General features: G+C 33.7%; 13 protein-coding genes. 12 read left to right on the top strand and 1 reads right to left on the bottom strand.

Annotated features, from left to right (window positions below):
* Positions 1-17 precede the first annotated feature (17 nt).
* The 7 genes from RT99_RS04825 (at position 18) to RT99_RS04855 (ending at position 5,061) form a co-directional block, all read left to right on the top strand.
* On the top strand, positions 18-590 hold the full coding sequence (locus tag RT99_RS04825) for a hypothetical protein (protein WP_242607166.1): 573 nt from the start codon (positions 18-20) through the stop codon (positions 588-590).
* A 141-nt stretch (positions 591-731) separates the two neighbouring features.
* On the top strand, positions 732-1,109 hold the full coding sequence (locus RT99_RS04830) for a hypothetical protein (RefSeq protein WP_042563604.1): 378 nt from the start codon (positions 732-734) through the stop codon (positions 1,107-1,109).
* Between the two features lie 2 nt (positions 1,110-1,111).
* Positions 1,112-1,663: a GNAT family N-acetyltransferase gene (locus RT99_RS04835; RefSeq protein ID WP_042563605.1), complete on the top strand. Its 552-nt coding sequence runs from the start codon at positions 1,112-1,114 to the stop codon at positions 1,661-1,663.
* The gene (hemF, locus tag RT99_RS04840; RefSeq protein WP_042563606.1) at positions 1,653-2,558 is read left to right on the top strand and encodes an oxygen-dependent coproporphyrinogen oxidase; all 906 of its coding nucleotides are present in this window, start codon (positions 1,653-1,655) and stop codon (positions 2,556-2,558) included. Before RT99_RS04835 ends, hemF begins: the two co-directional genes overlap by 11 nt.
* Before the next feature lie 128 nt (positions 2,559-2,686).
* Complete coding sequence (locus RT99_RS04845; RefSeq protein ID WP_042563637.1) at positions 2,687-3,574, top strand: fructose bisphosphate aldolase; 888 nt, start codon at positions 2,687-2,689, stop codon at positions 3,572-3,574.
* A gap of 87 nt (positions 3,575-3,661) precedes the next feature.
* Complete coding sequence (gene hemB, locus RT99_RS04850) at positions 3,662-4,654, top strand: porphobilinogen synthase (protein WP_042563607.1); 993 nt, start codon at positions 3,662-3,664, stop codon at positions 4,652-4,654.
* A gap of 2 nt (positions 4,655-4,656) precedes the next feature.
* Positions 4,657-5,061: a c-type cytochrome gene (locus RT99_RS04855; RefSeq protein WP_042563608.1), complete on the top strand. Its 405-nt coding sequence runs from the start codon at positions 4,657-4,659 to the stop codon at positions 5,059-5,061.
* Positions 5,062-5,120: 59 nt separating this feature from the next.
* Here the strand turns inward: RT99_RS04855 and RT99_RS04860 are convergent, their stop codons facing one another.
* Positions 5,121-7,181, bottom strand: a complete 2,061-nt coding sequence (locus RT99_RS04860; protein WP_042563609.1) for a M13 family metallopeptidase — start codon at positions 7,179-7,181, stop codon at positions 5,121-5,123.
* Positions 7,182-7,380: 199 nt separating this feature from the next.
* Here RT99_RS04860 and RT99_RS04865 point away from each other — a divergent pair, with 199 nt between their 5' ends.
* From RT99_RS04865 to RT99_RS24935, 5 genes are all read left to right on the top strand, one after another.
* A complete protein-coding gene (locus tag RT99_RS04865) occupies positions 7,381-8,307 on the top strand; it encodes a DMT family transporter (protein WP_042563638.1) in 927 nt (308 codons plus the stop codon).
* A 138-nt stretch (positions 8,308-8,445) separates the two neighbouring features.
* Positions 8,446-9,111, top strand: a complete 666-nt coding sequence (locus tag RT99_RS04870; protein WP_042563610.1) for an SCO family protein — start codon at positions 8,446-8,448, stop codon at positions 9,109-9,111.
* 103 nt (positions 9,112-9,214) lie between these two features.
* Positions 9,215-9,454, top strand: coding sequence for a FeoA family protein (locus RT99_RS04875; RefSeq protein ID WP_017495803.1), 240 nt, complete (start codon positions 9,215-9,217; stop codon positions 9,452-9,454).
* The gene (gene feoB / locus RT99_RS04880) at positions 9,454-11,553 is read left to right on the top strand and encodes a ferrous iron transport protein B (RefSeq protein WP_042563611.1); all 2,100 of its coding nucleotides are present in this window, start codon (positions 9,454-9,456) and stop codon (positions 11,551-11,553) included. Before RT99_RS04875 ends, feoB begins: the two co-directional genes overlap by 1 nt.
* A gap of 6 nt (positions 11,554-11,559) precedes the next feature.
* Complete coding sequence (locus RT99_RS24935; RefSeq protein WP_082036915.1) at positions 11,560-11,682, top strand: FeoB-associated Cys-rich membrane protein; 123 nt, start codon at positions 11,560-11,562, stop codon at positions 11,680-11,682.
* The last annotated feature ends 812 nt before the right edge of the window (positions 11,683-12,494 follow it).

Here is a 12,494-nt window from a genome sequence, read left to right on the forward strand (position 1 = left end):
TGGAAACCTTGCAGGAAGTGAAAAGAATACTAACAAATATGAAGTTGGAGGTTTTAGAGAAGGATTGTTATTATCACATTTATAATCGTGGGATTAATGGAATAAATATTTTTGAAAGTGATGACAATAAAATTTATTTCTTAAAGCAGATTTCAAAGTATCTGTCTGATAAGATTTCAGTTTTTGCTTATTGTCTAATGAATAATCATTTTCATTTAGTCATTCTATTAAACTATGAAGAGAAAGAAGTTACACAAGCCTTTTCAAACTTGTTTAACTCTTATGCAAAAGCTTTCAATAAACAGACAAACAGAACAGGAAGTTTATTCGAAAAGCATTTTAAAAGAATAAAATTAAACGACGAAAATTATTTAAGACATTTGATAATTTATGTTCATTTGAATCCTAAACATCATTTTGATCTTGATTTTAAGGATTTCAGATTTTCATCTTATCGCGCTTTTTTATCTGATAAAGAGACAAAAATAGAACGTGAAGAGGTTTTAAATTTATTTAGTGATATTGAAAATTTCATTTTTTGTCATAACCAAAAGAATGATTTTTTAAACGAAACTTATACTTTTGAATGATTCATTTCTCGTCCTGCAAGGTTTTCAAAACCTTGTAGGTCTAAGTTAGAGATAATCAAAATTTTTTTTTTAGTAGATAACGCAAATAATAAATACCTACAAGGTTTTGGAAACCTTGCAGGAAACTCAAACTGAATAAATATGCTCAACAAAGGTTTAAGAGACGAAGAAGCGATTAGAATTGACAATGTCCTGAAAACATTGCGCTCGCTTGACTTTGTACCTCAGCCTTTTACAAACGATTCAAAATTCGATATCGAAAATCAATTAAAAGAATTCGGTTTAAACATTCAAACTTTAATTGATTATCAAAATGAAGAATTAATAACATTATTAACTCGTTGCCATTTAGATTTCAATCAATTAGAACTATTTGCTGATTTTTTGATGGACTTTTCTAAAGTCGAAAACTACAACTTTGAAGATAAAGCTTTTGCTATTTATCAATATATTCAGCAGGAAAGCAAGGTTTTTTCTTTTGGAATAAATGCTAAAATCGCTTCGGCTAAAAACAAATAAACATGAGTTTTACAGATTGGAAAATAGAAACGATTAACAGCATTCTTCCGGAAGAGTTTTATAACCTTATCGAAAAGAATAAAAATCACATCGCTAAAACATTTCCGGTTACTTTAGAACACACTGCAGATTTAGAAAAAACCAAACAATTTATTTCTTTAAACCAGAATAAGGAAAACCACAAAGAAGGTTATTTTTTTTATCCCAGGGATATAAATACCAATGTTTTGATTGGCTATTTATGCATAAAAAGCATAGATAACCAAAAAGCAAAATGCGAATTGGGTTATTTTGTTGATGAAGATTATCAGGGAAAAGGAATTATCTCCAAATTGGTTTCAGAAACATTAGCTTTTTGTTTCAATACTCTAAAAATGAATAAGGTTTTTATCTGCACTTCAAAAATCAATACTGCAAGTCAGCAAATTGCCTTGAAACATCATTTTAAACAAGAAGGAATATTACGAGAAGAATTTAAAAGCAGCGACGGAACATTAGAAGATGTCGTTTATTTTGGATTGTTAAAATCAGAATACAATACTCATGAAAGATAAATTTTACGCATACATACAAAATCTACAAGACCAAATTTGTGCCGGATTAGAGGCTGTTGACAGAACTGCAAAGTTTCGTGAAGATCTTTGGAAACGCCCGGAAGGTGGTGGCGGAAGAACACGTGTAATTGAAAACGGAGCTGTTTTCGAAAAAGGCGGTGTAAACATTTCAGCCGTTCATGGAAAATTGCCTGAAGCGATGCAGAAAATGTTTGGCGTGGGCGAAGCTGATTTTTTTGCCTGCGGATTAAGTTTAGTTATTCATCCTAAAAACCCCATGGTTCCTACCGTGCACGCCAATTGGCGATATTTTGAAATGTATGATGAACATGGAAAAGTAATCGAACAATGGTTTGGCGGCGGACAGGATTTAACGCCTTATTATTTGTTTGAAGAAGATGCAACTCACTTTCATCAAACGTGTAAAACCGCTTGTGACAAACATAATGCTGAGTTTTATCCAAAATATAAAAAACAATGTGATGCTTATTTTTGGAATGTGCACAGAAACGAAGCCCGCGGAATTGGTGGTTTGTTCTTTGATTATTGCAAAGCAAATGAGCAAATGTCTATGGAAGACTGGTTCAATTTTGTTTCTGAAGTTGGGAATAGTTTCTTAGAGGCTTATGTTCCTATTGTTGAGAAAAGAAAAAATTTAGCATATACACCCGAAAACAGAAATTGGCAGGAAATTCGTCGTGGCCGTTATGTAGAGTTCAATTTGGTTCATGACAAAGGCACATTATTCGGTTTAAAAACCAACGGAAGAATTGAGAGTATTTTAATGAGTTTGCCTCCGCATGTACAATGGGTTTACGATCATCATGCTGAAGCGGGAAGTGAAGAAGAAAAACTGGTAAATGTATTGGAAAATCCGCGTGAGTGGATTTCATAATTTAACTAATATCCATTAACACAGAAACATATATTTAAATTGTAATTTAGAGATTCTCTTTCAAACAAATTTTGAGGCAAGGGAAACTAACATCAAATTAATCTAAAATTTAAAATATTATGGCAAAAATAAACCAGACACAGTTAGAACGTATGCATTCCGGTAAAGGATTTATTGCTGCATTAGATCAAAGTGGCGGAAGCACGCCAAAAGCATTATCGCAATATGGCGTTCAAGAAAGCGCTTATACAAATGATGAAGAAATGTACACACTTGTGCATGAAATGAGAACCCGCATTATTAAAAGTCCTGCTTTTGATAGCGAATATATCCTAGGTGCTATTTTATTTGAAAACACAATGGACCGTAAAATTGACGGACAATGGACCGCCGATTATTTATGGGAAAAGAAAAACATAGTTCCGTTCTTAAAAGTCGATAAAGGAGTTGCTGATCTTGCAAATGGTGTTCAATTGATGAAACCTATTTCAAATTTAGATGAATTATTAACTCGTGCTGTAGAAAGAAATGTTTTTGGCACTAAGATGCGTTCTCTTATAAAAGAAGCAAATGCCGTTGGAATTCGTGAAGTAGTCGAACAGCAATTTGCGGTTGGTAAACAAATCTTCGAAAAAGGACTTGTACCAATCATTGAACCTGAAGTTGATATTTATAGTGCTGATAAAGAAAAATCAGAAGAAATTCTAAAAGAAGAAATCAAAAAACAACTTGATTTATTAGATAAAGATGTAAAAGTAATGTTGAAATTGTCTATTCCAACTGTAGATGACTTTTATAGTGAATTGATGTCTGACCCACATGTTGTGCGTGTTGTAGCTTTGTCTGGCGGATATGCTCAGGAAGAAGCCAACCAAAAATTAGCGCAAAACCACGGATTGATTGCAAGTTTTTCCCGCGCATTGTCTGAAGGGCTTTCTGCTGGTCAGTCTGATCATGATTTTAATAATATGCTTGGTAAAACAATTAAAGAAATTTACGCTGCTTCTATTACATAAAAAGTTACAATATAAAATAGGCTTGTAGATTTAGAAGTAGTATCTCAATCTAAAATCTACAGTCTAAAATCTAAAATTTAAAATATTATGTTCCCATTACAAAGAAACCGCCGTTTAAGAACAAATGAATCAATTCGTTCATTAGTTCGCGAAACTAGTTTAAGTCCGCAGGATTTTATGCTTCCGATGTTTGTTGCTGAAGGAAAAGATGTAAAAGTTGCTATTCCCTCAATGCCTGGCATTTATCGTCATTCTCTGGATAATACGATTAAAGAAGTAAAGGAAGCTTGGGATTTAGGCATTAAAGCGGTTAATATTTACGTAAAAGTAAGCGAAAATCTTAAAGATAATAAAGGTGTTGAAGCGTGGAATAAGGATGGTTTAATGCAACAAACCATTCGTGCTATAAAAGATGCTGTTCCAGAGATGATTGTTATGCCAGATGTGGCTCTTGATCCTTATTCAATTTATGGTCATGACGGAATTATAGAAAACGGTCAATTAGTAAACGATGCCACTGTTGATGCATTAACCCGAATGAGTTTAAGCCACGCTGAAGCCGGAGCCGATTTTGTAGCACCAAGCGACATGATGGATGGACGCGTTTTGGCGATTAGAAAAGCATTGGAAGAAAACGGACATCACAATGTGGGAATCATGAGTTACAGTGCAAAATATGCTTCGGCATTTTATGGTCCTTTTCGTGATGCTTTGGATTCTGCTCCGGTAGATTCTCAAAATATTCCTAAGGATAAAAAAACATACCAAATGGATTATGCCAATCGAATTGAAGGAATTCGTGAAGCTTTATTAGACGTTGAAGAAGGTGCTGATATTGTAATGGTAAAACCCGGAATCGCTTATTTGGATATTGTTCGAGAGGTAAAAAATGCCGTTCATGTACCGGTTGCAGTTTACCAGGTATCTGGTGAGTACGCTATGGTAAAGGCCGCAGCAGAAAGAGGATGGCTTGATCATGACAAAATTATGATAGAGCAACTTTATTGCATTAAGCGTGCGGGAGCAAGTATTATATCAACTTATTTTGCAAAAGAAGCTGCAGTAATTTTAAATAAATAATAATGAAGAAAGAAGTATTATTCTTATCTGCTGTATTAGCTTTAGCATCCTGCAAAAAAGAAGTAACCGAAAATGCCGATCAAAATTCAACAGAATCTTATTCTGAAGGAGAATCGGCGAAAGCCAAAACACCTGAAGCTTTAGGAAAAGAAATTTTTGAAGGAAAAGGAAATTGTACTGCCTGCCATCAGGTTGATCAAAAAATAATTGGCCCTAGTATTCAGGAAATTGCCAAAATGTACAAGGATAAAAATGCAGATATTATTACGTTCCTAAAAGGAAACGCAGAACCAATTGTAGATCCAAGTCAATTTGATGTAATGAAAACCAATTTTCCGGTTACAAAAGCAATGTCTGAAGAAGAACTAAAAGCTATTGAAACTTATATTTACAGTAATCTTAAGTAAATCAAATTTATAAATACAAGAAGGGCGCTAATTAAAGCGCCCTTTTTTATAATATCATCTTACCAGATTTTAACTCGTTTTTCTGGTTCAATATACATTTTATCTCCTTTTTTGATTCCGAATGCCTGATAAAAAACATCCACATTCTGAATAGGAACAATTGCTCTGTACATTCCCGGCGAATGCGGATCTGTTTTTACCTGATTCTTAATAGCTTCGTCTCTTGATTTTGTTCTCCAAACCGTAGCCCATGAAATAAAGAAGCGCTGTTCCGGAGTAAAACCGTCAATTAAACCCGGGTTTCCATTTTCTTTCAGGTACAATTGCAAACCATCATAAGCAGCATTCACTCCTCCCAAATCACCAATGTTTTCGCCTAACGTAAATTTACCATCAACATGAATTCCCGGTAACGGTTCCAAGGCACTGTATTGATTAGCAAGAGCCGTTCCTAATTCTGTAAATTGTTTTAAATCATCAGCCGTCCACCAGTCAACAAGATTTCCATCTGCGTTGTAACGCGCACCAGAATCATCAAACCCATGTGAGATTTCATGTCCGATAACAGCACCAATTCCACCATAATTTACTGCTTCATCAGCCTGGTAATTATAGAATGGAGGTTGTAAAATAGCTGCAGGAAACACAATCTCGTTGTATGATGGATTGTAATACGCATTTACAGTTTGTGGCGACATTCCCCACTCCGTTTTATCAACCGGTTTTCCTAATTTAGCAACACTTTCCTGATAACTCCATTTTGATGCATTTTTTATATTATCAAAATAGGTTCCTCCTTCACTAACATTTTTTATTTCTAATGCCGAATAGTCTTTCCATTTATCAGGATAACCAATCTTAATCGTGATTTTATTTAATTTTTGAATCGCTTTTTCTTTGGTTTCTTTAGACATCCATGGCAAGGCGTTGATACGATTTTGATAAGCCAAAATCACATTCTGAATCATTTTTTGTGCTTTCTCTTTTGCTTCAGCAGGAAATAATTTCTCAACATACAGTTTTCCTAAAGCTTCACCGGTAGTCTGATTGATTACTTGTAACGCCAGTTCTTCTCTCGGACGTTGCTTTAATGCTCCTGTCAATGTTTTTCCGTAGAAATCAAAATTTGCATTTTCAATTTCTGTCGTTAAAGTTGATGTAGATTTATTTAATGCACACCATTTTAAATATTCTTTCCAGTCTGCTACTTTTTTTTCTGTGAAAGTTTTTTCCAAGGCCGCCATATAACGTGGCTGCTGCACATTTACTGTATCGAGTTTTGCCATTCCAATTCCGGCAAAATATTTATCCCATTGAATCGAAGGTGTCGTTTTCTTTAAATCAGCAATAGCAGTTGGGTTGTATTGTTTTCTGCGGTCTCTGCGCTCCACACGATCTAGTCTTGGAGCAGACATTTCAGTTTCAAGAGCCAAAATTTGTTTTGCACTTTCTTTGGCCTTTGCAGGAGATTCTCCAATAAACTGCATCATTCGGGCAATATGAAGTTCATATTTTTCACGTTTTTCTTTAGAGTCTTTATCATCAGAATTGTAATAATCCTTATCTGATAATCCCAAACGTCCCGGACTAATATTTACAGCGTAAACATTACTGTTTTTTGCATTTGCTCCAATGTAAATACTAAAGAAACCAATTCCTCCCTGAGGTTCCATTTCAATTAAGAAATTTTGCAGATCTGCAACGTTTTTAATAGCGTCAATTTTTTTTAAATAAGGCTGAAGCAGCGTAACTCCTCTTTTATTTCTGCCAACTGTATCAAGAATTGTATTATATAACGCAACCGCTTTTCCCTGATCTGTATTCGATTTGTATTTAGGATCTTTGGAAGCTTCTTTTAAAATAGCCAATGAATTATCATCTGTTCGTTGACGCAATTCATTAAAACTCCCCCAGGAAGTTCGATCACTCGGTATTTCGGTTTTATCTAACCAGGTTCCGTTTACGTAACGAAAAAAATCTTCTCCCGGACTAATTTTAGTATTCATGTATGAAACATTAATTCCGGGTTCTGTGGTATTTGCCTTTTGAGCCTTAACTGCTGTTAATGATAACATTGCTGAAAAAGCACAAAATAATGGTTTGCTAAGTTGTTTATTCATTTTTGCTTATGTTTTAAGTCTATCTACAAACATATTGCTATTATTTCAAACTTTATGTTAAAATTACGCGATAATCTGTCGTAAGTTTTTTAATGCAAATAATTCATCTGTTTAAGCAAATAAATTCATGAATAAATCTTTTCAATTTGAGGTGTAATTGAAATTGTTTTTGGAATATTTGCCTGAAGAATTAATCAAAATGAAAGCAAAAATTCAAAATGCATTTTCGGGAAAAATTGAAGCAATCGGACTTCCCATTCTGGCGGTATGCTGGGTAAGTTTCTTTTGGGGAACAACTTGGCTTGCCTCAAAAGAAGGAGTAAAACATATGCCGGGTTTGCAGCTTGCTACTATTCGTCAGTTTTTAGGTGGGATTTTATACATCGTTTATTTTATCCTGAAAAAAGAACCATGGCCAAAAGGCAAACAATGGCGCACCATTCTGGTTTTGGCAATTTTGAATTTTGCTTTAAGCAATGGCTTAAGTACCTGGGGTGTAAAATATATAAGCAGCGGATTAGGCGCCATCATAAGCGCGATATTTCCAATCTGGATTATTATGATTAACTTTTTTCATGGAGAAAGAATTGCAAAATTGGCCATAACGGGAATTTTAATATGCTTTGGCGGAATTTGTATTATTTTCATCGACCATCTTGGAGACTTCTTTAAGGCAGATTTTCAATTCGGGATTATCTTAACTATCGTTTCGACAATAACATGGGCTTTCGGGATTTTACATACTAAGAAAAAAGCCGCAAGTTTTAATCCGTATTTTAGTTTGGGGTTGCAAATGTTTATTTCGAGTATTATACTTTTAGTTATTACAGAAGCTTCGGGAACTAATATTCCTTTGAGTGAAATTCCATCAGAATCCTGGTTTTCTATTGGCTACTTAGTTGTTATTGGTTCGGTTCTAACTTTTATTGCTTTTATCTATTCGCTGCAGCATCTTCCAACAGAAATTAGCAGTATTTATGTTTACATCAATCCAATTGTGGCGATGGTTTTGGGCGCTATTATTTTCGGCGAAAGCCTAACTTCTGCCATTGCTGTAGGCGTTGTTGTTACTTTGATTGGACTGTATCTTGTAAATAAATCTATCAGAAAAACTAAAGTAAAATGAATCGCCACGAATTCACGAATTAAATTTATAATCTAAAATAGTATTTGTGAATTCGTGGCCAACTACACAGTTGTTAAAAAGAGTTATAATTACAGCTTTTAAAAAGTGCTTTTTGTATTTTTGCGGCAAATTATTTTTATGAAATCGTTTCTTTATAAATACCGCAAATTCTTTATTGTTCTAATTCTTTTTTCGGTTGTCACTATATCCCTATTTTATTCGGCTTTAAAGCCACAAAAAACTTTACCAATTTACAATCCGGCCGATGTAAACCCAGAATTGGTTGATAGCACTGTTCAGTACAAAAGCAAATATCATACAATTGCTGATTTTTCTTTTGTGAATCAAAACGGCGACACGATTACTCAGAAAAATTACGAGGGAAAAATTTATGTTGCTGATTTCTTCTTTACAACCTGCGGATCTATTTGTCCAAAAATGACAACCAATCTTGAAGAAGTTCAAAAAGCGGTTTTGAATAATCCGAAGGTAATGTTATTGTCCCATACCGTTTTCCCGGAAGTTGACAGTATTCCGGTTTTAAAAGAATATGCTATAAAGCATCATGTTGTAGACAGTAAGTGGAATTTGGTTACCGGCGATAAAAAAGATATTTATACGATGGCACGAAAATCGTATCTAGCTGTAAAATTGGGCAGACCAGATCAACTTTATGATATGGTGCATACTGAGAATTTTGTTCTGGTAGATCAAAAACGTCGTGTTCGCGGATTTTATGACGGAACAAACAAAGAAGAAATGAAACGTCTTTTGGAAGACATTGATTTCTTGTCTAAAGAGTAAAATCCCTTATTTTTAGAAAGATTTAGCATATTCAAAAGTGTTAAATGCCTTGCAATAAAGAATTATTGTCTACTTTTGTAATCTAAATTCAATCTAAATAAGCTTGCAAAATACAATACATACTCTGAAAAAAGGCGAGAAAGCCATTATCAAAGATTTTGATATCGATCTTATTCCTCTAAAATTATTAGAAATGGGTTGTTTGCCGGGCAACTTAGTCGAATTACTTCAAATTGCTCCTTTTGGAGATCCTTTATATCTTGACATTAATGGTTCGCATGTTGCGATTCGTGTTGAAACTGCTCGTGAAATTGAAGTTGAACTTATCAAAACCAATTTATAATGAGCATTCAAAATATTAATGTTGCCCTTATCGGAAATCCCAACACGGGAAAAACTTCTGTTTTCAATCAGCTTACCGGTTTAAATCAACAAGTTGGAAATTATCCCGGAATTACGGTTGAGAAAAAAATTGGTTTCTGTAAATTACCTCACAACATAAAAGCTAATATTCTGGATTTGCCCGGAACGTATAGTTTGAATGCCAGTTCAATGGATGAAAGTGTTGTAATTGAACTTTTGCTAAACAAAAACGATAAATTATATCCGGATGTAGCGGTTGTGGTGACAGATGTTGAAAATCTGAAACGAAATTTACTGATTTACACTCAAATTAAAGACCTTGAAATTCCAACGATTTTAGTCATTAATATGTCTGATCGTATGGAAAGAAAAGGAATTACTTTAGATATTCCGTATCTGGAAGAAAAACTAAAAACCAAAATTGCTCTTGTAAGTTCGCGCAAAGGTTTGGGAATTGACAATTTAAAAGAATTAATTGTTTCCTATAAAACCATTCCGCACGAAGCTTGTTTAAATGCATCGGTTATTGATCCTGAGTATTTTCAAAAATTACAGCATGCTTTTCCGAATCAGCTTATTTACAAATTATGGCTGGTTATTACGCAGGATGTCAACTTTTCGAATTTAGACAGAAATGAAATTCGAAGCACTTTTACCAAATCTAATTCTGAGTTAAAACGTTTACAGCAAAAAGAAACCATCAAAAGATATCAGTTCATCAATGATGTTTTAAAAGAAGGTTTAAAAGTCGATGCTTCGATGGCAAAAGACTTTAGAGCAAAACTGGATCGTGTACTAACCCATAAATTTTGGGGTTATTTTATTTTCCTTGCTATTTTATTTATCATATTCCAATCTATTTTTAGCTGGTCAACAATTCCCATGGATTTTATCGACAGCACTTTTGCTTCATTGAGCAGTTGGGTTGCCGCAGAATTACCAAGCGGAATTTTAACCGATTTACTTTCGCAGGGAATTATTCCGGGAATTGGCGGTGTTATTATTTTCATTCCGCAAATTGCGTTTTTGTTTCTGTTTATTTCAATTTTGGAAGAAAGCGGATACATGAGCCGCGTGGTTTTCCTGATGGATAAGATCATGCGTAAATTTGGACTATCGGGAAAAAGTGTTGTTCCGTTAATTTCAGGAACTGCATGTGCGATTCCGGCAATTATGGCTACCCGAAATATTGAAAACTGGAAAGAACGCCTTATTACGATCTTAGTAACGCCATTCACTACTTGCTCTGCGAGATTACCTGTTTACGCAATTATAATTTCACTTGTAATTCCGAATGAACGTGTTTTGGGAATTTTGAATATGCAGGGATTATCGTTGATGTTATTGTACTTACTTGGATTTGGAACAGCAATTCTATCGGCCTATATTTTAAATAAAATTTTAAAACTGGATAATAAAACATATTTCGTTGTCGAAATGCCGAGCTATAAAATGCCTCTTTTCAAGAACGTTGGAATTAATGTTGTCGAAAAAACCAAAGCCTTTATTGTTGGTGCGGGTAAAATCATTCTTGCGATATCTGTTATTTTATGGTTTTTGGCTTCATACGGTCCCGGAAAAGATTTTAACGAGGCTGAAACTATCGTAAAAGAAAGGTTTGTAAATAAGCCTTTGAATGAAGTTGAATTCGAAAACGAAGTTGCTTCTCAAAAATTAGAGAATTCTTATATCGGAATTATGGGTAAAGCGATCGAACCGGCAATTTCTCCTTTGGGTTACGATTGGAAAATCGGAATTGCAATTATCAGTTCGTTTGCGGCACGTGAAGTATTTGTGGGAACATTGGCTACGATTTATAGTGTTGGAGACAGTGATAATGAAACCACTATAAAAAGCAAAATGCAAAAAGAAGTCAATCCTCAAACAGGAGAAAAGATATTCAATTTTGCTTCCGGAATTTCATTATTGCTCTTTTACGCTTTTGCTATGCAATGTGCCAGTACGCTTGCTGTTACAAAAAAGGAAACCAATTCATGGAAATGGCCTGCAATGCAGCTTGTTTTAATGAGTGGTCTGGCTTATTTTGTGGCGCTTTTGGCGTATCAACTTTTAAAATAAACAGCCATGATACAGGAAATTATCGCTTTTGTAATATTATTTATTGCCATTGCTTTCTTAGTCAAAAAGTTCTTTTGGAAATCTAAAAAGAAAAAAGATTGTGGTGACGGAAACTGTGGCTGCTCTTAGAAAAAGGTTCTAAGCTGCTAAGCACTAAGTTTCTAAGCTTTAAAATTACAGCTAAATTGTTTCAACAGGTAGAAAATTGTTACCAAAAAATTTAAAATATGCCAAACTTTATTTATTCTATGTTTTTCATATTCTTAAATCTGTCTTTATTTTTAATTCTTTCTAATAAAATTCTTGTCAATCGATTTAATAACTTAATTATTGCAACAATTTTTATAGTTATCTATTTAACACATCAATTATTATTTTTTAAATCTCAGATAAATCCATCAGATTTCCGAAAAATATGCACTTTTAGTATTATTCTAATATTCTGGTTTTACTTAAATAAGTATATATTAGAAAAAATGGAGGCAAAGATAAACTCCCTAAATTTTTTTAATAAATATATATATTCTTTTGTACAAAAAGGATTTTTAATTTATCTCCTTTTTATAATGACAACAATAATTCAAGTAGATTGGGTCTCACGTATACACTAAGATTTTAAAAAAGCAATTTCGCAGAGATCCGCAAAAAACACAAAGCTTCACAAAGATTTAAATTTCTTTGTGAAGCTTTGTGTTTTCTTAGTGTGTCTTTGTGAAAAAAATCACGAAAACACACTTGTCTTTTATTGACACTATTAAACCTTTAATTCCCTTTTTATCAATTCTTTATATTTTAATTTTGATTCATTAATTCAAATTTTAAAGAAATGACAGATTTTGATAAAAGTGAGATTATTAGAGACAATAGAGTTACACGCTTATTGTGGTTTTCAATAGGGTTTATTTGTGCAGTTGCGGTTTCGTATTTTATTCTGAAACATA

This window comes from Flavobacterium sp. MEB061 (assembly GCF_000834715.1).
GTDB classification, from domain to species: domain Bacteria; phylum Bacteroidota; class Bacteroidia; order Flavobacteriales; family Flavobacteriaceae; genus Flavobacterium; species Flavobacterium pectinovorum.